We start from the raw sequence: 22,091 nt of genomic DNA, 5'->3' as shown, positions 1-22,091 counted from the left end.
CTGTTGCTGCTAACTGCCATGTAGGAAATATACGCCCAAGGCTGTTGATGCCTAGTGCAAAGCTCGTTCAAAGCAGAAGACAAACATGCCCCATGTGCCCGTAAGGCGGTCCTGCGCCGGAACGTACATTCAGTTTCGGAACTTTGGATACTGGCCCGCCTGGCAAGGATATACATTTCCGCCTATCGCGCCGCCTGAAAGCCCGATGAAAGTGCCTCCCCCACAGCCCCCTACCTGTCTTGTATCCCTAGGGTTACGAGGCGTCTCGCGGACCCAGGAATCAGAAGCGGGGGAGTGGCTTGGTTTCAGCGAGTTTCTGCGGTTTTGGTCTCAGCCGATTTTTCTCGTATCTATGTATCGTAAGTTTCTGGTTGAATTGATGCACACACTGTTAGTTATGAGACATGTCGGAGGCCGTTGTGGCGAAGTTGATTGGTTACGCAAGAGTATCGACGCGGCAGCAGTCCACGGACCGGCAGGAAACGGATCTTCTTGCGGCCGGTGTGCGGCGTGATGATCTGTATGTCGATCACGGTGTTTCTGGTGCGCGGGCGTCGAGGCCTGAGTTTGATCGGGCGCTGGAGGCTTTGGTGGAGGGGGACACCTTGGTGATTACGACACTTGATCGTCTTGGGCGCTCTACCCAGAACATGTTGGCGTTTGCTAATGAGTTACGTGACCGGGGTGCTGGGTTGCGTGTGTTGAACCTTGGGGGAGGGGACGTGGACACGACGACGCCTATGGGGTCGATGTTGTTCACGATCATGGCTGCCCTGGCCCAGATGGAGCACGAGATCAAAAGCGAACGCGTCACCGACTCCATCAGCAAACGCAGGGCAGCTGGGAAGAACCTGGGCGGCCGGCCAGTAAGGGTTACGGATAGTCAGATCCGAACAGCTATGCGCCTGGTCGATGCTGGGGAACCTGCTGCCCGGGTCGTGCGGGATCTTGGAATGTCGCGGGCCACGTTCTACAGGCGTTCACGGGCCCTCGTCGCTTAGGTCAAGGAGTCAACAAAACCGAGGGCAACGCCCAGCCCGTCATCACCGGCTGAAAAGATTTGGGCTTTACCCTGAAGTACGAACGCTACGATGGCGGCATACAGGCCCAGAAAGGCCCGATGACCGAGGAACAGAAAGCCGAGAGGAAGACCCTGATAGCCAATAACCGCGAGATGGAAAGTGCCACCAAGGTCAGGCGTGAGTTCGTGAAGACCCTGCTCTCGCGGAAGACCGCGCCGAAGGGCTGGCAGTACTTCACCGTCCACGCCATCACCCACGACCCGGAAACCGCTAGCGGCTATGACGGCAAGGTCGCCACCGAGATGATCGGTGCCAGGACCGGGGAGGATACCGACCGGTGGGGCTGGAACCCGTTGCGGGACCACACCGCAAAAACCACCGCCCGGCCCGAGTTCTCCCTGATCGGCCTGATCTGCCTGATCTGCGCAGGGTACGAGAAAACCATCCAGAAAGACTCATGACGGTCCGCCGAGAAGCGGCACTTCCACTACCTGAACCAGCTCACCGCATGGGGTTACACCGCAAGTGCCGTGGAGAAAATCATCCTCGACATGCACACCACCGACACCGATTAACCGGACAGTGAGCCGGGCGGATGATTCCCCAATACAGCCGCCCGGCCCACTCACCCCAGCAGGGCCAGGAACCCTCCAGAAGTGGGGCGGTCCGCCGCCCAGGGCGAACCACAACGGCCAATCACCAGCGACGGACCGCCATTAACCGCGACCACGCAGCCGACCAGCCACCACCCGCGGGACCAGGAACAACGAGGTACCAGGGCGCGGCAGCACCACAACCGTTCAGCTAAGCTGAACCACAGATTTCTTTTGCAGAGGGAAGGCCAGGAAGGGCCGGACTACGATGGCCGGCCCTTGCTGTTGGTTCTAGAAACTGACGCCGATTGCGCCGTGCGGCTCCGTGTCGAGTACTGTCCGCACAATTCCGCTGCTGAACCAAGCCTCGTGGCGCACGTCATCCGGGATGTCGTTGCTGTTGATTGTGCATATGTATTGGCCGCGGGTAGCCTCGACCATTTCTTGAGCGAAGTGCAAGGTTCCTGCGCGTTGACGAGGGTCGACGCCGTCGAACACGGTTGAGTCGTGGATCAAGAAGTCAGGGTGGTGTGCCGTCTGGATCCCTTCTTCGAGCATCGTTAGATCAAAGCAAAACATGGTGGCACGGTTGACCCCTGTGCTGCCTGCGCCAGTGACCTTCAATCCGAATTTGAAGCCTCCGTCATCTACAGCGACGGTAAGCACGGCATCTTTGCCGTAGAGCCTTTTCATCTTCGAGCCGAAACGCTCACCTATGTCGTCCAGTTTGCTACGGGACTTCGACAGGACTTCGCCGGCGGCGGCTCTTTCTTGAGCCTTCTCGAGCTTCAGTTCGTCTCGCTTGGATTCCAATTCCCTCGCTTGTTCGATCTGCTCGTCGACTGCAGCGACCCTACTTTCGATGTCGGCAAGCTCCGATTGCATGGCGAGCAACTCTTCCAGAGCCCCTCCAGCACGAAGCGCCTGCATAGCCGATTCTCTCCGCTGGGACAGTAACAGCAACCGGACGTTCCGTTCGGCGGAGCGTTCATCGATTTCTCCAATTTCCGCCGCCAAGAAGGCTCGCCTGTTGGAGAGGAGGGAGGAATGAAAAGCTTCTACTTCGTCCATTCGGCGCTTAAAACCGTCAGCAAGAATGAGTCCTGAGACCTCGAAGAGGGTCGCCACGACAGTCCCCGAGTCTATTTCTTCAGTACCGTCGTCGGCGAGAGACGAATCGTATAGGTCCTTCATTTGGTGGTCGGTTACAGCCTCGTCGCGAAGGGATGAGATCTCCCTAGTTAGCGTGTTGGCTCTCTCAACTAGTCCTTGCGGATCTTCCAGGACGCTGAAGCCACCTATCCGGGTGTGCCCTTCATCGGCTTCACCTCGTAGCGATGCTCGTTCGAGCAGAAGCTCACTTTCCGGCCGCAAGCTAGTGATGAGGCCATCGCGTGTGGCAGCCGAGATCGCAGAAAGTTGATCGAGTCCAGTTTTGATCCGCGCCAACTCGCGCACTGGCCTCCAGTCCAGACCCATAAGAAATGAGACGTGCATCCTGCTGCTAGTCGCAGACTGTTGACTAAAAGTCCTTAGCGGGTCATTCGGAGTGTCAGTGCGGACCACATAAGACAGGAGTGTGCGGACTGAAAGGCCCCCAGTAGTTTCGAGCTCCGGCTCGAGTCGGAAGAGGGCAAGGCCAAGGACCTCTTTCCAATCCTCCAGGCTTATTGTGCCCTCCCTGAGGTACGGCCAGAGTGCCGCCGATGACGCCTCGTCGGCCACAATCTGCAGTCTGGATCCTCCGCGGAGGTCGCGGGTTGCCTTTACTCGGCCCCCAAACATTTCCAGCGTCAGAGAGATTGACCAGCCGTCTTCGGCCAGGGGGACGAGGCTGGCCGGCCGATTTCCGGCGAGAACCCAGTTGATGAACTTGAGGATGGTTGACTTGCCCCGCGCGTTTCGGCTGTCTTGCTCCGTTGCTTCGGCGTCTCGGTCTGCGACGATGGCGTTGAACCCAGGTTTGAAATCGATGGGCTTGAACTCGGGCCGATTTGCTTCTAGTCGTATTAGCATTCTCAGCTCACTCCCAAGATTCCGTCGTTGTGGTCGATCAAATCGGCGGCGTAAAGGAAAGCAAGCGACGCTGCGAACGTTTCGAAGGTAATAGGGCTCATACGCTCTTTTGCGGCAACGAACAGGCCACCTACCGTGTAGCTCTTCTCAGAAACCAAATCAAGGAGGATGGCACTCCGCCCAACCAGTGTTTGTTCGATCGGCGTGAACTTATCAGGGAGAATTTCAATCACGATCGAATATCTCGCATACTTCGAAGAGGTAGGCGATCACGGCTAAGGCCGCGGCGCGAAGTTCGGGAGATTCTCGAGGTCCGGCATTCTCGCTCGCGGTCTCGACAAGATAGTCAAAGACTTGGTCGGGCGTCAGACCTTCGGACAAGGCGGTGTAGTAGTCAGCCTTTACTCCGGCCACAAGGGACCGTCCGAAACCCGGATCAAACTGGCTTTGATAGCCTACGAAGCTTGAAACTCTGAAGGCCTGGGATAGTCCATCCTTTATTCGGTCAGAGACGACCTCACTCAGGCTGTTGAGATCGATCTTTTCCTGTAGAGGAAGAGCCAGTTCGATAGACTCCAGCGACGTGGCAGGAGTTGTACCGACAACCTGGCAAACGAGACGCAACTGGGAGTAAGTCACCGACCCCATTGCCTGTCGCATCGCCCTGGCGACTGTTCGCTCGTGATCCGCCTTGGCTTCAATGAGGGAATCCCGGGTGTGCCCATTGGTTTGAGAATCAATCGCATCGTGATGTGATCCACACAAGTAGATGAGATTGTCAGCAGACCCGCGTTGCGCCTCTGTCATCGTCGCGTCGTAGCGAGGACCACCGGGACTCGCTGCAGCTATGTGAGCAACTTTTCCCACTGCCTTGGGACGGTCCTCGGGATGATCAGCGGGAATGACCAGCTCGACGCCACAGCTGGGGTAAGCGCAGCGGTTTCCACTACGGGCGATCAGAACTTTTTCTTGTGCCGGAGGCACAGTACCTCTAGTGCTCGTCCGGCTCGCCATAGGGGAAATGATAGCCGCCAAGCACATGAGGAGTGGATCCGGCACGAATTGTTGGGCTGCTGAGGCTTTCAGTAATGGGCAGCAATGTAGGCGTAGGCGCGGTCAAAGAGTTCCCCGGAAGCCGTCAGGCCGTATTTGACTAGAGCCTTACGAACTTCGACCCGTACGAGTCGGTCTCCCTGTTGCGTTGCTGACCAGCCGTCGTACCTGACTTCTTTCACTATGGAGTCAATGTCCGCCACAACGTGGCCGACGATGATAGGGGTGTCCTTTGGGACGAATTCTTCGAAGATTTGAGTGAGTGCCCCAACGTTCGGGTCGGGCAGCAGGTCCAGTCCGTGCGTTCGGTCGGCGTCTTCGGCGTGCTCTGCCACGGTGACGTCCTTGGCCAGCTGAAAGATGTCTCGCAGGAGGTCGATGGAGTCTTCGGAGCGCCCCATGGTACGTTCCCGGAGTTGGTCGAGGCGTTCGGCAAGGGACTTGTAGACGGTGTGGTTGCCGTTAGGGCCTTGCAGCCGTCGGCGGATCCTGTCGGCGATGGTATTCATAACCTGTTCGGCTGTTTTGGTGGGGGTCACCGTGTCGTCGGGAGCCAAGAGCCCCTCGTCGATGAGCTTTTTGATCGTCTCAGCGTCGGCGATCACTGCTACCATAGCGCTGTCGCGCACTCGTACGTCGGTGATGTACCCATGAACCAGCTGGAGGGTCTTGGCCCCGAGGCGGTGCCAGAGCATTTCGTTGGACGTGTCGGTCGGCATGACGGCTTGGTAGACCTTGCCCAGCCACCGGTAGTCATCCCGGTGGGTGTCCAGCTGCATGTCCGGATAGCAGGCCTCCCAGATCCCTTGGACGATCTGGAAGCGGGCAGCAAAACGGTCCCGAGATTTGTCGGTCGGGATCCGCTGCCGCGCTGCCTGCAATGACTCGAATCCGGCCTGTGTCCGGTCGATCCCCTCGAAGCGTTCGAGGACCTCCTCAAGCTCTTCGACGAACTGGTCAATCAGAGCGTCGACTTCAATTTCACGCTGTTGCTTTTCCGGGTTCGCCGGCGACATAGCCCGTGCGAATCCGTCGCCCAGTCCGACGTAGTCGACAATAAGCCCGTAGCGTTTCTCTTGGCCGGTTTCCGGGTTCTTCCACCTCCGGTTAGTGCGCGTGATCGTCTGGTACAGCGTGTGCAGCTTCATCGGCTTGTCCAGGTACATTACGCCTTCGTTGTCGGCGTTGAACCCGGTGCCCAGCTTGGAGGTCACGATAAGAAATTTGAGTGGATCGTTGAGTGCCCTAAAACGGTCGAGCAGGTCCTCTTCCTGCTGCTCGCTTAGCTTGTAACCCTGCCAGTCCCCGTCATCCTTGGACCGAACAGACATTACGACCGCCGTCCCGTCCAATGAATGCCCCTCAGCGGCGCGTTTCGCGAGCAGAGAACGCAGCTCCTGGTCGTAGGCGACGCAGAGGGCACGGTCGTAGACGACGACCTGTGCTTTCATACCTAGTGGGTCCACCGTCGAGTAGAAATGATCGACGATATCCTGGCAAACCTTGCGGATGCGCTCCGGATTGGAGAAAAACGTAGAAACGCTGGAGACCTTGGCGGAGAGGTATTCGCGCTGGGTCTCGTCCAGGCCTTCCTCTTCGACCATCTCCCCGAATGCTTTTTCGAGGCGGTCTTTGTCGATGTGGAACTCCACTAGACGAGGCTGGACATGAATGGGCACCGTCGTCCCATCGGCGATGGACCTGTCCGAGTCATAGGTGTTCAGGGCGTGCCCGGGGTCGCTAGGGTCGCCGAACAGGGCGAACGTGTTCCGGTCTGTGTCTGCGATTGGGGTGCCGGTGAAGCCGAAGAATCGGGCCTTCGGCAGCGCCGCGCGCAGGTGGTTTCCGAGCTGGCCTTCCTGTGTGCGGTGCGCTTCATCAACGAGGACTATGATGTTTTCCCGGTCGTTGAGCAGGCCGGCGTCGCGGAACTTGTGCACAGTGGTGAAGACAACGCCTCGTTTGTCGGCGGACAAGGCGGCCCGAAGTTCGGCTGAGGTCTCCGGAGTCTCCAGACGAGGCATGTCCACGGTACGGAACTGGTCGTAGGTCTGGCGCACCAACTGCTTGCGGTCAGCGATCATCACGACCGTCGGGTTTTTCAGCCGCGGATCTTTCAACATCCGAGCGGCCGCGAATACCATGGCAAGGGTCTTACCGGAGCCTTGGGTGTGGAAGATCAACCCTTGATGCCGGTCCGGGTCCAAGGCGCGCCGGTGCAGGGCCGTCACGGCCTCGTACTGCGGGTAACGGCAGACTATCTTTTTGAGCTGTGGTGACGCCGAGTGCCGGCGAGTGAGTTCATAGACGGTGTATCCGGCGAGGACGTCAAGAACCGTCTCTGGTGTGAGCAACAGTTCGACACAGCGCTTTACACGCGGCCAGCCCGACAGGGTGGCTTCGTCAGAAGTGGAGCCCCACATCTGCCAGGATTCGATGCTCTGCCCCACGGCGCCATAGTGGAATTCTCGACCCTCAGTGGCGAAGGAAAACACTCCGGGGGCAAAGAACTGTGGCCACTGCTTCTCATAAATGTCGTGGATATCTTTTGCGGCCTTTATCCACGACACTTTGGAATCCACGGAGGTCTTCGTCTCTCCCACGACTAAGGGGATGCCGTTCACCCACAGGACGATGTCGAGCCGGCACGAATGCCCGGGCACCCCGAATGTCACTTCATCCGAAACCACGAGTGTGTTAGCGGCGGGGTTTTCGAAATCGATCAGATGCACCGGCTCGTGAAATGCCGTACCGATGTATTGATGGTTTTCGTGTCCCCGCAGCCAGGACGTAAAAGTTTCATTCGTGTGCACGAGCCCGTCATCGGCCACCGCAAGTGGCAGCATCCGCAGCTGTGACAGAATTTCCTGCACGCGCGTAGTGTCCTCAGCGATCCTCGGGTTCAGCCGGATCAGCGCAGCGGTCAGGTCGTCTTCGATCAGTACTGATTCGGGAGCTCGATCCAGGCTCGTCCCTGAACGATACGTCCATCCGGCGGCCTCGAGCAGTCCCACAATCGGAGCCTGCACAGAATTTGCCTCATTGAATACAGCCGCCACTCGCAACGCTCCCCAGCTTCGTCAGAACCGCAGCTAGACGGCCGCGGACATGATCTCATCATATGTGGACGGAATCTCATGCCCTCCCGCCAGCAGCGCGGTCAGAAGCTCGGAACGAAGGTGGCGGAGCGAATCAGCATAGGCTGATGCGGCCTCCGCTTGGACAAGGAGAGTGCCGAAAAATGAGCCGACGTTTTGTTGAACGGTAAGACCCGGGTTTGGAATGCGAATCGATTTGATGGCTGATTGAGTTATGTTCCTCATATCGGACCCGGTCGTCAAGGCTTCAATTTGTGAGCGGGCCTCAGAGGACCTGAGATATCCGACCAGCCATTCAGCGTCAAGTTTGTCCCGGTTAGGAACGAGTCGCAACGTTTTGTCGCAAAGATAGTAGTTAGCTGGCGCCTCGGTGACCTGACAGACAGCTCCCACACGCGACAGAACGCCATTGGCGCGAACCATCAAAACGTCGCCAGCTTGCACTCGAGTTCGTTCGTCGAGAACCGTCGCCTTCGATACTGTCTTAACTTTGGCGACATCGAATCCCCATGTTCCTACCGCGCTGACCTTTAGTACGGCTCGTTCATTCCCTTCTGGCACCCGCTCCTCACCTTTCGGGCTTTTGCCTGCATCTATAGCAAGGAGTAGTTCGCTCAGCGGAGCAGCGTCCCCGGGCAACGATTGAATTTTTGCTGAATAGGCAGAACGCTGCACAGCTGCGGCGTGGTCAGCGGCCTCGATCGTGTCATCCAATGAAGCGGCTAGGTCCACGATGCGCCGCTGCTCATCGAACGACGGTACAACTACACTCAACGCTGCAAACGTCTTCCAGGGCAGGCTCCGGCGACGATCGATGCTTCCCTGTGCGTTGTCTGCGTACCGATGCAGCATCTCCGTACTGCGGAGCAGTAATTCGAAATAGAGGGGATTGTGCCCTTCTCCGATCCACCGCATGACCGTGTACATCGGGCTGACAACGCCGGCCCGTCCAGACCCATTTCGAGCGATTGAGCCTTCATCGATATGGATTGTTGAGTAAGCCCAGTCGGTCTCGTCAACAACCTTGTACTTGTCTAACTCTGCGGAAGCAATTCTCCGCCCGTGATATTCATCGGCAGGGACGAATCCGTCATACTTCGAGATGGAGAAGACGGTTGGTTCGCTCGTGTAACGCCCAAGTCGTTGAGCAGATGGCTCGAAGACCTCGGACAGTAGAATTTCCCGCCAGGCATCACACATTGAAACCCGCTGCTTTCAGTTTTTCGTCCAAGACAGCTTGGGTGGCGGCGAGCCGCTCTTGGGCTTCACGCATGAGGATGAGGGCTTCCTCCACGTTGGCTTCGGCGGCGGTTTCGCCCTGGATGTACCTTCCTAGGTTTAGGTCGTAATTGTTCTCGATGATCTCGGTAATCGGTACCAGCCGCAAGCTGAGGCCGCTTTCGCCGTCGATGACTTCGCCTCGTTTGTAGGCGGCGTTGACGACTTCGATGTCCTCTTCGGACATGGTGTTTTGGTTCTTGCCGGCCACGAACCGTCTGGTCGCGTCGATGAACAAGACGTGGTCCTTACGGCTGGCGGGTTTCGCGGCGCGGAAGATCAACAGGCACACAGGGATGGACGTGGAGTAAAACAAGTTGTTGGGCAGTCCAATGACCGCTTCAAGACGGTCCTGGTTGAGGATGCACTCGCGGATGCCGGCTTCTTTGCCGCCGCGGAACAAGACGCCGTGCGGCATAACGACGCCGACCCGTCCTGTCCCAGGCTTCATTGTGGCTAGCATGTGCTGGATCCACGCAAAGTCCCCGTTCTTGGCTGGGGGGACGCCGTATGAGGCCCTGTTGTAGGGGTCCTTTGCCCAGGCATCGGCTCCCCAGTTCTGCAGGCTGAACGGCGGGTTAGCCAAGGTGATATCAAACAGCTGAAGACCGTCGTCGTCGAGAAGAAGTTTAGGTTCGCGGAAGGTGTCTCCACGGACGATCCGGAAGTCTTCCAGCCCGTGAAGGTATAGGTTCATTTTCGCGATAGCGGATGTGGTCAGGTTGATTTCCTGGCCAAACAGGCGCAGTGTCCGCGGGTCTCCTCCGGCCACGCGGACAGCCGCAACCGTCTCGACAAGCATGCCGCCGGAGCCACATGCTGGGTCGGCGATCGAGTCGCCGGGCTTGGGATCCAGGATCTTCACCAGCAGGTGAACGACATGACGCGGGGTGAAGAATTCCCCGGCCTTCTTGCCGGACCCTTCAGCGAACTCCCGCAGCAGGTACTCGTAAGCAGAGCCGAGCATGTCACCCTTAACGGAATCCGCATCAAGTCGGACAGGGTGGAAGACGTCCAAAAGTTTGGTTAGAGCCGATTCCGGAAGGCGTTCTTTGTTGGCCCAATTTACGTCGCCGAACACTCCTGAAAGGGTGTCCGGATTTGCCAGCTGAATGCGCTGAAGAGCTTCACTGAGTTTCGCCCCGATCTGCTGCGCGGTCTGGTGCACGTCCGCCCAGTGGCACCCGTCCGGAATGACGAACGCGTGGTAATCCGCTTCAATCTCTTGTGTGAGCGAATCCCCGAAGTCCGCAACTGCCCGGGTGTGCTCGTGGTCCCAGCTGTCCGAAATCCATTTGAAGAACATGACTGGGAAGACGTAAGCCTTGAAGTCCCCCGGGTCCACAGGCCCCCGGAGGGCATTCGCTGCAGCCAACATTGCGGCTTCAAGCTGACGCTGCGTCAGATGCTGCGGCTCGGTGGAGCTAAGGGTCACTGGTTGTTCTCCATGTCTCATTGATCGTGGCAGCGCAAGCCCGCTGATTCTATTGGCTACTATGCCGCACTCGGCCCTCAGCGAGTGAACACGGCACCGTGCTCAAGGCCATCGCGGAACCTAGGGTGGCAACTGCTCCGAGAATATGGCGGTCTTCCTTAGTCCATGCAGTCAATAACGACCGTTTTTGAGGGTGCGAATGTTCTGCTTTCGATGTTTCTTGACACTCCTTTGTTTTCGGCAACTTTCCAGATGCTAGACTCATGCATAACTCGACTACGAAAACTAATTATTGGGTGTTAGTCAAAACATGTGGGGAGATGGTTTTTGATGGGTGCTGGGGTGCCGTCAGTTCTTCAAGTGGTGTTGGGGCTGGGTGCGTTGATAACTGCCTTGTTTGGTCTTTACAAGCACTTCAACGTGAGATCGAGTTCCTATACCCATGCGCTGAACGCTCTAGCGCTGGCTGAGGCGTATGAGAAAGCCCCGGTTCAGGGGGATGATCCTGTGGATGTAGAGCATAGGAAGTTGTTGCAACGGCGCTTGGCTGATGTTGCTTACTATCAGACCGGAATATTTTTGCGAGCTGCATCGCCCACAGTCACCGACTTCTGGCAGCCCGCAATCTTCTTTATTATCGGCATCGGAACTTTCATCGTGTACGCGATAAAGCCCGTTACCGGCGGCGAGCTCGATACAGCATCCTTCGTTGCGACAGCTGTATTGGCCCTGGGGATGCTGGCTTCTGGAGCTATCTTGCTGGAAAGGGTCGAACGGCACAAGATGCTGATGCGCTTGGCAGAGAGTGACCGAAAGAAGGCATTAACGAAAATACTCGGCATAGCTGAAGAAGAATCCAGTGCGGGCGGCCTGATACGAAAGATCTTGGGTATGGATAGCAAGAGAGTTGGTCTTTAGATGGCAACCTTGTTGGGTTACTCCCGGGTCAGTACCACTGATCAATCCGTTGATTTGCAGCATGATGCTTTGCGCGAGGCCGGATGTTTTCGGATATGGACGGACTTTGCCTCAGGTGCCACGGCCGACCGGCCCGAGTGGCAGGACTGCCTTGACCACCTACAGCCAGGCAACGTTTTGGTGGTCAACGACCTTTCAAGGCTGGGCAGGAACACAGCTGACCTAGCAAACATCGTGAAAGCTCTAGATGAGCGGAATGTTGGCTTGCGGTCCTTGACTGAGACGTGGCTGGATACAACGACGTCCCAGGGCTTACTCATGTTCCATTTCTTTTCAGCGATCGCTGAGTACGAACGGAATCGCTTGAGGGAACGAACGATGGCAGGTCTGGTGGCAGCTAAGGCTCGCGGGCGAGTTGGCGGGCGGCCTACGAAGATGACCCCGGACAAGGCCGATGTTGCCCGGAGCATGAGGGCGAAGAAGAAAACCATCGGCGATATTGCCAAGGCCATTGACGTTAGCGAGGCCACTGTGGTCCGTGAGCTTGCAAGGCAGCGTAAAGATCTACAAATTCCCCCTGTTTAGTATGTGTGACTGTTAATCCACCAGCTTTCGTTGTCCAGGAATGAGCGACGCCTTCGATAAGTTCGGCGCAGTCCTGGAACCTGATCCACGCACGAACACCGATCCCATGGACGTCCGTCTCGGAAGGGTTGTTCGCGAAGTCCAGTTCCTCGGGGGTAAGCCCGATAGGTTGGGCACGACGGGCATACCGGGCCTGTAATGCAGGTCTTTGCTCCGCATTCACCGCCCACACCTTTAGAACATATATACCCACAGCAAAAATTCATTACGAACACCAGTTCTAACCGGCGGCCTCTTCAAGTATGAACCCCAGGTCTGACAGTCACAGAAGTTCACGAAACCAAGAACGTAAAAATCCTGGCAAGCGGTAGGAAAACACCCGCCACATAACGACACGCCGCCGGGCACGACACGCGGGTAGCAAAAAATGTGGGGAACTCCTCCACAGGGTGTGGATGAACACACCTTAAACTGCGGAAATCCGGTGCTTTAAGGACCCCGGCCCTGTGGGTTAAAACTGCACAGAATGACATACTTGTAATACATCATCTAGGGGTCGCGGTGCATGTCAGCCCCTACATGTAGGCTTTTTGTTGGAAGATCCACTACATGGTGGATCTCACAAAAAAGCGCCCCAACGGTGTCTAGACCGTTAGAGCGCTTCGGACAAAAAATTAGAGGATCTGCACCACGCACTCAGAGTGAATGCGGTACGGACCACGGCTAAGTTTCTGACCATTCATCGTAGAAGAGGAATGTAAGAACAGGTTACGAGCGCTCTGAGCGACTGTCAAAGTCGCTGCTCACCGTGTTCCCGGTGATCCCGGAAAGGACGTCCAATCATGGCAACTCGTGTTGTGCGGATCCGCATCAAGCGGACCATTCGCATCATCCCCGTCCGACGCTAGGCGTTGAGTATGAGGTGTGCTCTCCGAGTGCTCGGCTCGGAGGGCACACCCAGCCCCTTTCCAATCATCATGAATCCGAGGCACATCATGGCTAAAAATAGCCGACAGACCAGCTCCACCGCAGCAAAAGCTGCCAGTAAAGTCCTGCGCAGCCCAAGTTCGTCAAAGGCCGCAAAAACCGCCGCTGGCAGCGCACTGTCCCAGAAAGGCAAGGGTACCAAGTGATCAAGACATCAGAAGATCACGACGAGTCCTTCTCCTGGGGATCACCTGATCACCCACACCCCTTCACGAAACATGTGGTCTCCGCTAAGTAGCGGAAAGTAATTCGTAGCTGTGGCCCTGCAGTAACTACTGCAGGGCCACAGCTACGCCTCCAACATTGTCCCCACCTCAGCGATGGTCTTCGACGCCTGAAAAGAGCGTCCACGTCGTCGACGCATCATAGAAAAACCCAACAACTACGGCGTCCCGCTGGCGCAGTCCGGCTCTTGGGTAGTGCCGGTCCGTCGCAGAGCTCCTGCCCGCCCCCACCAGTTTCTTTACGTCTTCGACGTTTTGTGGTTGCTGTACCTGAGGGTGATGTACCCACCACCGGTAGCGGGCGGGGGGTACCTGACTGGGATCGGTCAAATCATCTGGCACTCTGTGAGTTATGGGTAGAACACAAATAGCTGCGCAGCAGTCCGGTGAAGGTGCCAGCCTCCCCGAGCTCGCCATGAGCTTTGCGCGGGAAGGACTTCAACCACCTGGGCCGCTGCCGTCATGGCATGGTCCGCGGCGATGGTGGGGTGGACCCTTGGACGTCGAGGGTCTCGCCTTGGCTTCTGTCGCCGTCAGCGCGGCCGCCATTGAGCAATTTACGGGTCCGTCTCTAGCTGTCACTATTGATTCCAGCCGGGTGGCAGCTGCCTTCAACTCACTGGGGCACTTGAGGATTGACGGCAGGCAACCCGAAGGTTTCGCGGCCCTGTCCGGATTCTTTCCAACGTCTGACGGCTGGGTGCGGACTCATGCTAACTATCCTCACCATGCGCACCGCCTCAGCCTGGCTCTGGGAGCCAGAACCGTCGATGGAGTGGCTGGAGCATTGTTGGAAATGCCGGCGTTCGAGGCTGAGGAGCGTATCTGTGCCGCCGGAGGGATAGCAGCCGCCGTCAGGACACGAGAAGGCTGGGTAAGTTCATCCATGGCTACCCCCACGGAATCAGTGCAAAACTGGGCAACGTTCGATCTCTCACCCGCCGGAGGACGGAAGGTCCGTGGCGGGTGCTGGTCACCGACGGACGGTGCAGAGAGGCCTTTGGCTGGGCTTCGGGTACTGGACTTCACCAGGGTCGTCGCCGGGCCGACCTCATCGCGAACGCTCGCGGCCTGGGGCGCCGACGTTCTGCGTGTCGATCCGCCCGGAATGCCGGAGCTGTTGAGCCAACATGTGGACACGGGGTTTGGCAAAAGGTCAGCCATCATTGATCTCACCAACGCCGAGGAAGCCTCTAGGACCCACGCTTTGCTCGAAGCCGCCGATGTCGTCTTGATCGGCTATCGCAACGGCAGTCTGGACCGTTTCGGGCTCTCACCGCTGGAGCTGCGTGAACGCTATCCCCGATTGGTGATCGTGACGCTGGACGCCTGGGGCCAGACCGGCCCGTGGGCGAACAGGCGCGGGTTCGACAGCATCGTCCAGGCGGCTGTAGGGATCGCCGACCTGTATCGCGACGAGGACGGCCGGCCCGGTGCGTTGCCGGTGCAAGCCCTGGACCATGCGACGGGATACGGGATGGCCGCGGCGGCCGTCGCCCTGGTGGCCGCACGCGCCAGAGAAGGAGTCACCGGAACGGCGCGTCTATCCCTGCTCCGGACGTCCGACTCACTGTTTGCCACCCCGATTCCAGACGCACCTGTCGAGAACCTGGGGGATCCGGGTCTGGCGAGAGTCCCGAGTGCTTATGGTGAACTGGTTTACGCCCAGCCGCCGTTCGACCTGAACGGGAAAGCGGTGACCTACCCTTGGCCCCCGCGCAGGTACGGCTCGGACATTCCCATCTGGAGATGACGATCCTGCCTCTCCGAGGCGCATCGTTCATACCTGGCATTAGACATCGACGTCAGTCCACCCTCGGAGAGGGAGCGAATCCGCCGTCCACGCGAACCGCTCCGGCGAGTGTCCCACCGGAGCCGGATACGGGCCTCGCTGCGCTCGGGCAGTAGAAGCATTTTCTCTCTTTTGCTGCTGTCCGTTGGATCCCACGTGCCCGCTCCACCGGCTCAACCGTCCTGCGAACCGGCCACGCAACCGATGGGTTGTGGTCGGCGCTGCGCTGATTGCCTCCCGCAAACCATCCGCTGCTGGCCCTGCGGGTTGCCCCGGCTCCGTCGGGCACAGCTACGCGGTGCTCCGCCAGCAGGCAAAAAACATGGTGGGGGAGAGGGAAGCCGGTACTCAAGGCACCCGCCCTGCCCGAGCGAAACTGAGCCCCACCTCATGACCACACAAACCATGACCCGGACGGTCACAGCCGATATTGCGGAACCGGTCACCGCCCCGGCTCTTCCGGCCGATGACCGGGCCGGGGACGGGTACGACTGGATGGACACCCTCGAAGGCACCTCCTGATCCGTGCTGCCGAACTGGGGCAGCCAGGGCTGGGACGCCGGATCCTGGCTCTACATCATCTTCGCCGTCGCCCGCACCCGGAACGAGGAGCTGTTCAGCTATGGAACCTACGACGAAGGCGACACCGCCACGCATTGGTTCCGGTCCCAGGACGTCTGCTTCGAAGCCATTACCACGGAGGTGTTCTTCCACTGGGCATCCGGCCAATCCGACGGCCCGGACAACCTCCCCGCCACGGCCGCCGGGCTCCCGGCGCGGGACCGCAAACCTTACCCCGGCTGGACGGCCTAGAAACACCTCGGGTGCCCCGGCTGCGAACCGGCCGGAACACCCGAAAGGCCAGCATCCGTTGACAACATCATTGAGATTCCTCGGGATTCTAGGCGTCCGCTCTGCCGTGCCAAGCCAATATCCATTCCAGCACCGTACCGAAAACATGTTCCGCGCAGAGTTTTGCGACGAGTGTTGTGGAATAGATTTTGGGACGGTCGTATGACGCGGAATCTAGCGGTTTTGCCAGCGGTGGAGTGGTGCCGTGGGGGGAGTGTTCCAATTCCAAGGAACTGGAACGGTGTTGGTGGCCGTGTGGGCATCGGCTTTCAGCTAGTTGGTATCCCCGCAGGCCTTAATTGGTAAGGGGCGGGCAAGGAGAGCAAAAAACGCTCTCTACCTGCCCGCCCCGCGATACTGATAGTGCACTGGTCATCTCAAGCTGTCGTATGACCAGGTGTTACTGATGGTGCGCTGGTCATCTCAAGCTGTCGAATGACCAGGTGTTACTGATGGTGCGCTGGTCATCTCAAGCTGTCGTATGACCAGGTGTTACTGGATGGTGCGTGTTACTGATGGTGCGCTGGTCATCTCAAGCTGTCGAATGACCAGGTGTTACTGGATGGTGCTGTGTCCGTCTCCTCGTGCTTGACGGCCTGGTATTGCTGGTACTGCTTTGGTCATCTGTTGTGCTCTGATGACCGGTTGTAGTGCAACGGTTCTTCCCCCTCTGGACAAACAATTAGAGGTACTTCTTGCGGGGGAACATCCGTTCTCTTTTTCTTACGAGAAAAAATATAGTGACTCTCTGAAGACTCGTCAAGTCGCTTCTGGGGTGTGTCTGGAAACGGTTTTTTGAGCGGTTTGCTGGGGTCCACATACCCCTTGTAGGGGTGGGTTCTACAGCCTTCGCCCGTGGAGCCAGATCATTCCTGGCAGCTTCTGAGGTCCTTGTCGGATGGTCTCATTTTTCGGAGACGTTAGGACCGTGTGAGCTAGTGATCTTGGTCAGGCCACTGAAGCTTGGCCTCGTGTCTTATGTCATCTGATGTTGTGTATTTCACGATGATTTCTACGCAGTGATCAGCGGGTGTGAGGAGGCCTAGCTTCACGTGGTGTGATGCGCGGATCCGTGCAAAGTTTCGATCACGTTTGGTTGCTGAGTCCCATTGGTTTACCCGTGCGCGGACGTCGTACGCAGTGGAGCTTCCACTGTTGGTCAGGATTAGGAATCGCTTCGATGCGCGCTGGTGAGTAGGCCTTAGCCCATGGGGTGTTACAGAAGCAGGTATCGGGGTGGGGAGCTTTTCGAGAGATCGTTCAAGCTGGAGTATTGGCTCGTGCTCTAAACGTGTTTTCTGGTTGTTCCGTCGTCTGCTTCTTGAGAAAAACCAGACTCCGCTCAGTAGCAGTAGCGAGGCAGCTATTAGCTCGATAAAGCCCATAAGAGAACCATCTTCGTTGGTGTTCTCGGCAGCGAACGCGATCGCGGCTACGTGTGGGGCCTTCACCAGCTGACTCTATAACTTGCTGGGGAAGAGTTGAGGTTCAACGCTGTCTTGGTGTGGGGCGCCTTGACCGCTGAACAGCCGGCCTTTTTCTTAGAAGGCGGTTCCTGTCCATGGCAGCAGAAAGCCCCAACTGTCAGGGGGGAGAGTTGGGGCTTTCTATGTACTGTCCGAGGAGGATGTACAGGGCAAGAGTAGCCACAGCGACAGGCGTTCTCATAGTTCGTCTCGTCTTTCACGCCCACGCCACCGGCTAATCCTTCTCCCTCACACGGCGTCATTGATGGAGGTCAGCACCCAGCTAGGGGAGTGTGGGCGGCGGCGTATTTCCATGGTCCGCAGCGGGGAGGCTGTGTTGATGCGTACTTGTACGCGCCAGACTTTGACGTTGACGACGTCCACGCCGATGGGTGCCCGTGTCTGTGTGTGCCACCATGGTTCGCGCTCGAACCAGCGCAGCGGGTCTGCTGCCACGGCCCAGATGCGCCCGTCGTGGCGGATGGCCAGGGGAGTGCCGTCGAGAGTGAACCGCACGTCTACTGGTGTTTCTAGGGTTGTTTCGTCGTGTACTGCTGTCATGGCTTGCGTGTCCTTTCACCCAATGTTGTTTGCTTGAGTGTTTCCCTGGTGACGGCTGAGGCCCATACCCACGTCCGGTAGATCACGGGCCCGTCGTACCAGGTGACGTGCACAGCCTTGGAAGTCCAGGAGTGCGCCTCACCCTGCACGAGTTCGGCACAGTCGCTAAACCTGATCCACGCCTTGACGGGAATCCCGTAAATATCGGTCTGGGCAGGGTCGTTGGCGAGGTCCAGTTCCTCAGGGGTGAGTTCTATAGGCAGGGAGCGGCGGGAGTACCGCGCTTGCAGTGCCTTGATTTGATCCCGATCCACCTGAGAGATAACCCTTGTTAGAACTGGTGTACCTATAACACCGGAAAGCAAAGAACATAGTTTCGATTTTCTTACAGTCGTTCACTATGCCCGCAGGCTCTGACATCCGAGGCCGCCGAACGGTTCGGGCACCGCGCGCATGCTCAAGGGCACGCTTCAGACAAGGATCGGCAAGGGGGCCGGAACGGAAATTTTAGGCAGAAATATCGTTCATTCCTACGCTTAGCAAAACGCCGATAACCTATCTTATGTAAGGTAAGCCCCTCTGTACTGCTTCAGATGCATCGTCAGGTGTGCCCTTGGACGCCGTGGCGGGTCGTCGTGATGCGCTCCCGCGCCGTGTCACCCTCGCCGCTTTGAACTTAGTGGTTGAATTGGGCCGGCACGGTCGCCAGTGGACGAATTGGCCAATTCATCCAAGGCGAACGACGATGGTGTCGACATGTTCGGCCGTAGCAGTTGAATTACATTGGGTGCCTGAATGGGATTGGCCCCACCTGTAAGCGCGGCACAACTATGCTGGATAGGTCGGCCGCTTACTGATTGGGGAAACCGCTTGAGCCTGAATCCGCCTCCTCGTGTGATGCAACCCTTCGCCGCTGGCTACGACATCATTTCTTGCAAGGAGTGGGAGGATGCCCCCCGGGCGGAACCCTTCGATCTCGTTGCCGAACAGCGACACATAATCGCGGCTTCGACGAAGGAACTGACCGAAATCCGGTTCCAGGACTACGTGGCCTTTGTGAAGCGCATGACTGCCGGGACTCTCCTGCATGAAGATGACCAGCGAGATGTCTTCCCTGTCAACGGCGGACATGGGGAGATTTGGGAGACAAAGCCATTCGGCGAAGAGGACCTAGCTCGTCAATATCACGGCGAGCCTATCGAAAACGTTCTTCAAGTTGTTTTGTTGCTGTGCCATATGAAGGAGATCCAGGAGGATCACCAACAGACTCTCGACGCTCAGACAAGCTTGATCCAAGAAGCCGATGAGCGCTTCACCAGAGGCCGAAACTTCCAATGGGGTAACCGGCCCATCGACAACATGCGGCGGGAAGCGGCTTCTAGAGAACCGACTGGTTGACCCACACGTTCTTCAAACATAAGCTGGAGCTTATGTTTGAAGAACTGGCCGACAGCCTAGGACTAGACATCGAATCACCTTCGATGCGGCGCGCCGAGTATCTTGCCGAGCAACATCTTGAACTTCTGAGCTCGCTGGTTCGCGTGCGCAAGGAAGCCGGCTTGACACAGCAACAGGTCGCGGATCGTTTGGGGGTCACTCAGGCAAACATTGCCTCGTTCGAACGTCATGGTAATGATCCGAAACTCTCGACGATCAGGAAATATGCACATGCAGTAGGTGCTTTGATCTCGCACAAAGTTGAAGCTGATAGTGGACAGTTGACGGATCACCGCCGTTCAGAGTGGATTCCGCTTCTCAAAACTGAGAATGCTTTCCGAGTCACGGAATTGAACTTTGGAAATGGACGGTCAGGTCGCCAGATGTTCTTGGCTGCTGAATCACTCCGTAGTGATTTTGCGCTCGGCGCATGATGCCGACGTTCTCCAAGCCAGACGTAAGGGAACTGGTGTCCAATGTCGAATTGGTGGGTGTCAAGTACCTCCAGATATCGGGCCAGGCAAAGCCACAAGGGGAGGATTCTCGTTCAGCCAACGAGGATATTTCCTCTGCTGACGTCAACTTCAGCGTTCAAGAATCCCATGGCCCGTCAGCGATCGAGGTGCGCTTCAGGGTGCATGTAGATCACCCCCAGGCGCAGTACGACGTTGAGCTAGCGACCCGCTACACGTCGAATGTCGAGTATGACCTAGAGCAGGAAGTCGTACGCGATTTCATTGAGAAGGTCGCTGTTATGGCCGCCTTTCCATATGTACGCGAGGCGATTAGTTCTATGGCTGCGCGACTTGAGCTGGAGGTCCCTATCCTTGGGGTTCTTCGTCAGGGAGAGTTTTCATTGGGCCCGGTTGACAGTTCTTCTTAAATTTTCCCTGGGTGCGCGGATCAACTTAAGGTCCGACATTCTCTGTAGCTCATCCCCACCCAAAGCCTTAAAAACTCGTGCACTCAACGTTGATTTTGAAGCTTGAGGGTATGGGCCTGTCCTGACGAGCTCCTAGCGGGTGTGCCTCCAATCTGTGTCGCATTAGGCATCGTTGAAGCTTATATTGCCATCCGCCAATTCCTCCGGGCAGGCTTTCGACGGTTTGCCACCCCGTTCCATGAACGGGGTGGGTACCGGGCCGTTGGCAGAAGCAGCCCCTCCAGAGTTTGATCCCCATATTCGTCAACGTCCACGTGGAGGCAACTCTCCCGGCTGGACATTTTTGGCCGATAGCGAACGTTATGACAATCTAGGACTTTGGAGGATACGCTGCGACTTCTGTGCGGTCCGTAATCGAGGAGCCCCTATCCGGCAGTCGCTGGACAGCCGGTTTCGAGGGTGGAGCCTAGAAAATAGGTCATTCACCGTCGGGTAGACCGTCGTTAGCACGCTGTTCGAGGGCGGCTGTGATTGCTTCAGGTGAGGGGAGAGCTTCTCGTTCTTTCTGCGGCAAGGTCTCATAGGTATATGACGCCACGGCCACAGGTTGTGAGGATCCATCAAGTGCGTAGCGCACTGTTGGTTCGTGTTTGGACCCGCAGACAAGGATTCCCACGGTAGGCGCCATGCCTGGGAACTTCACGAGGTCGTTCACGGCGGCTACATAAAAGTTCAGCTGGCCGAGATGCTCGGGTTTGAATCTGCCGGTTTTGAGTTCGACAACGACGAACCTGTTAGTGGGAACATGGACCAGCAGGAGGTCGATGTAGAAGTCTTCGCCTTTTACATCGAGGTGGTACTGGCGGCCGTAGAACGCGAACCCTTTGCCGAATTCAGCTAGGGTTTGGGACATTCGCAGCGTCATGGCCTGCTCGATGGCGAATTCCTCGGCCTCTTCTGTGAGGCCCAGGAAGTCGAGCACTAGCGGATCTTTTGCTACCTCACGTGCCAAGGCAGTCCCTTCGCCTGGCAATCGCGCTTCAAGATTGTTTGGCGCAGCCCCTTCGCGGGTGTGGAGTTGGGTGAGTAGTTGATGTTCGAGGACAGCAACTGACCAGCCGTGTTCGAGGGTCTTGTTGGCATACCATCGACGGAGTTCGTGGTCGGTGAGCTTGTTCAGGAGTGCAACGTTGTGGCTCCAACTCAATTGTCCAGACGGTGTCTGGACAATTGGTTCCGCGTTGTTCCATGCAGCTGCGAAGGCCCGCATGTTGTAGAGGTTGGTGCGGGAAAAACCCCTCATATGCGGAAACTCTGAGCGCAGATCGCGGGCAAGCCGTTCGAGGACCTTACTCCCCCATTGCTCGGACTGCTGTCTGGCCAGAATAGTGTGACCGATGTTCCAGTAAAGCTCGATCATGGCTGTATTAACGACCCGTTGAGCCCGATGCTGGGCATCCCGTACGAGGCTTTTCAACGCCGTCAAAGCCTCGGCGTAGTCTCCGGGGAGTTTGGGTTCAATGTCAGGCATGGCTCCCACAGTAGCCGCAGGCCTTGACTGATTCCCGCATCCGCTTCCACCCGAGAAATGGGCGTCCCGGTGGCGCGGTCCGGCTGTGGGCCGGGGTTGTCGCAGAGCTCCGCCCATGTCCGGCCTGTTCACTTTGGCCTTACATCGGGCTGGGTTCTTCTCCGTACAAGGTCCCTGATCCTAGCGGGGCGGGGGCCCGAGCGTTCAACCCACGCGAGGACACGACCCCCACGCGGTCGCTTCGCTCCCTTATTTCGCGGGGATCGTGAGCTCACTCTTCGGGGTTGAGCGCCCACCCTCGACCGGCTGACTCAGGGGGCCTCGAACGAAAGGGGCGGGAAAGAGGTTGCTACATGAGCA

General features: G+C 57.6%; 20 protein-coding genes. 11 read left to right on the top strand and 9 right to left on the bottom strand.

Annotated features, from left to right (window positions below):
- Positions 1-419 precede the first annotated feature (419 nt).
- Entirely contained in the window at positions 420-1,001 is a 582-nt protein-coding gene (locus QMG79_RS15870; protein ID WP_283539599.1) for a recombinase family protein, read from the top strand.
- Positions 1,002-1,120: 119 nt separating this feature from the next.
- Complete coding sequence (locus tag QMG79_RS16670) at positions 1,121-1,483, top strand: hypothetical protein (protein WP_502934762.1); 363 nt, start codon at positions 1,121-1,123, stop codon at positions 1,481-1,483.
- Between the two features lie 423 nt (positions 1,484-1,906).
- Here the strand turns inward: QMG79_RS16670 and QMG79_RS15860 are convergent, their stop codons facing one another.
- The 6 genes from QMG79_RS15860 to QMG79_RS15835 all read right to left on the bottom strand — a co-directional run bounded on the left by QMG79_RS15860 (position 1,907) and on the right by QMG79_RS15835 (position 10,495).
- Positions 1,907-3,631 carry a DUF2326 domain-containing protein gene (locus QMG79_RS15860; protein ID WP_283539598.1) on the bottom strand — a complete coding sequence of 575 codons (1,725 nt, stop codon included), beginning with the start codon at positions 3,629-3,631 and terminating at the stop codon, positions 1,907-1,909.
- Positions 3,632-3,633: 2 nt separating this feature from the next.
- The gene (locus tag QMG79_RS15855) at positions 3,634-3,864 is read right to left on the bottom strand and encodes an ABC-three component system middle component 6 (RefSeq protein WP_283539597.1); all 231 of its coding nucleotides are present in this window, start codon (positions 3,862-3,864) and stop codon (positions 3,634-3,636) included.
- Positions 3,857-4,438 (bottom strand): ABC-three component system protein, encoded by a 582-nt coding sequence (locus tag QMG79_RS15850; RefSeq protein ID WP_283539596.1) that lies wholly within the window; start codon positions 4,436-4,438, stop codon positions 3,857-3,859. Before QMG79_RS15850 ends, QMG79_RS15855 begins: the two co-directional genes overlap by 8 nt.
- Before the next feature lie 275 nt (positions 4,439-4,713).
- Positions 4,714-7,743: a type I restriction endonuclease subunit R gene (locus tag QMG79_RS15845; protein WP_283539595.1), complete on the bottom strand. Its 3,030-nt coding sequence runs from the start codon at positions 7,741-7,743 to the stop codon at positions 4,714-4,716.
- Between the two features lie 33 nt (positions 7,744-7,776).
- Complete coding sequence (locus tag QMG79_RS15840) at positions 7,777-8,982, bottom strand: restriction endonuclease subunit S (protein ID WP_283539594.1); 1,206 nt, start codon at positions 8,980-8,982, stop codon at positions 7,777-7,779.
- A complete protein-coding gene (locus tag QMG79_RS15835) occupies positions 8,975-10,495 on the bottom strand; it encodes an N-6 DNA methylase (protein WP_283539593.1) in 1,521 nt (506 codons plus the stop codon). The genes QMG79_RS15840 and QMG79_RS15835 overlap by 8 nt, the downstream gene beginning before the upstream one ends.
- A gap of 342 nt (positions 10,496-10,837) precedes the next feature.
- Here QMG79_RS15835 and QMG79_RS15830 point away from each other — a divergent pair, with 342 nt between their 5' ends.
- From QMG79_RS15830 to QMG79_RS15805, 6 genes are all read left to right on the top strand, one after another.
- Positions 10,838-11,413, top strand: a complete 576-nt coding sequence (locus tag QMG79_RS15830) for a hypothetical protein (RefSeq protein WP_283539592.1) — start codon at positions 10,838-10,840, stop codon at positions 11,411-11,413.
- Positions 11,414-11,998, top strand: a complete 585-nt coding sequence (locus QMG79_RS15825; protein WP_283539591.1) for a recombinase family protein — start codon at positions 11,414-11,416, stop codon at positions 11,996-11,998.
- A 995-nt stretch (positions 11,999-12,993) separates the two neighbouring features.
- Positions 12,994-13,131 carry a hypothetical protein gene (locus QMG79_RS15820; RefSeq protein ID WP_283539590.1) on the top strand — a complete coding sequence of 46 codons (138 nt, stop codon included), beginning with the start codon at positions 12,994-12,996 and terminating at the stop codon, positions 13,129-13,131.
- 430 nt (positions 13,132-13,561) lie between these two features.
- Positions 13,562-14,962 carry a CoA transferase gene (locus tag QMG79_RS15815; protein ID WP_283539589.1) on the top strand — a complete coding sequence of 467 codons (1,401 nt, stop codon included), beginning with the start codon at positions 13,562-13,564 and terminating at the stop codon, positions 14,960-14,962.
- 429 nt (positions 14,963-15,391) lie between these two features.
- Positions 15,392-15,523, top strand: a complete 132-nt coding sequence (locus QMG79_RS15810) for a hypothetical protein (RefSeq protein ID WP_283539588.1) — start codon at positions 15,392-15,394, stop codon at positions 15,521-15,523.
- A gap of 3 nt (positions 15,524-15,526) precedes the next feature.
- Positions 15,527-15,814 carry a hypothetical protein gene (locus QMG79_RS15805; protein WP_283539587.1) on the top strand — a complete coding sequence of 96 codons (288 nt, stop codon included), beginning with the start codon at positions 15,527-15,529 and terminating at the stop codon, positions 15,812-15,814.
- Between the two features lie 1,754 nt (positions 15,815-17,568).
- On the opposite strand, the gene QMG79_RS15800 is transcribed toward QMG79_RS15805, so the two are convergent.
- Positions 17,569-17,880, bottom strand: a complete 312-nt coding sequence (locus QMG79_RS15800; RefSeq protein WP_283539586.1) for a hypothetical protein — start codon at positions 17,878-17,880, stop codon at positions 17,569-17,571.
- On the bottom strand, positions 17,877-18,194 hold the full coding sequence (locus tag QMG79_RS15795; RefSeq protein ID WP_283539585.1) for a hypothetical protein: 318 nt from the start codon (positions 18,192-18,194) through the stop codon (positions 17,877-17,879). The genes QMG79_RS15800 and QMG79_RS15795 overlap by 4 nt, the downstream gene beginning before the upstream one ends.
- A gap of 556 nt (positions 18,195-18,750) precedes the next feature.
- Between QMG79_RS15795 and QMG79_RS15790 the strand changes: the two genes are divergently transcribed.
- The 3 genes from QMG79_RS15790 to QMG79_RS15780 are packed head-to-tail and all read left to right on the top strand — an operon-like array spanning position 18,751 to position 20,200.
- Positions 18,751-19,278, top strand: a complete 528-nt coding sequence (locus QMG79_RS15790) for a hypothetical protein (RefSeq protein ID WP_283539584.1) — start codon at positions 18,751-18,753, stop codon at positions 19,276-19,278.
- A 32-nt stretch (positions 19,279-19,310) separates the two neighbouring features.
- A complete protein-coding gene (locus QMG79_RS15785) occupies positions 19,311-19,751 on the top strand; it encodes a helix-turn-helix domain-containing protein (RefSeq protein WP_283539583.1) in 441 nt (146 codons plus the stop codon).
- Complete coding sequence (locus QMG79_RS15780; protein ID WP_283539582.1) at positions 19,748-20,200, top strand: hypothetical protein; 453 nt, start codon at positions 19,748-19,750, stop codon at positions 20,198-20,200. The genes QMG79_RS15785 and QMG79_RS15780 overlap by 4 nt, the downstream gene beginning before the upstream one ends.
- A gap of 478 nt (positions 20,201-20,678) precedes the next feature.
- Here the strand turns inward: QMG79_RS15780 and QMG79_RS15775 are convergent, their stop codons facing one another.
- Positions 20,679-21,731 (bottom strand): PDDEXK nuclease domain-containing protein, encoded by a 1,053-nt coding sequence (locus QMG79_RS15775; protein ID WP_283539581.1) that lies wholly within the window; start codon positions 21,729-21,731, stop codon positions 20,679-20,681.
- Positions 21,732-22,091 lie beyond the last annotated feature (360 nt).

Origin of the sequence: Pseudarthrobacter sp. PS3-L1 (assembly GCF_030063285.1) — a bacterium.
Taxonomy (GTDB): domain Bacteria; phylum Actinomycetota; class Actinomycetes; order Actinomycetales; family Micrococcaceae; genus Arthrobacter.
The sequence above is the reverse complement of the archived record's forward strand: the minus strand, read 5'-3'. Positions and strand labels throughout refer to the sequence as shown.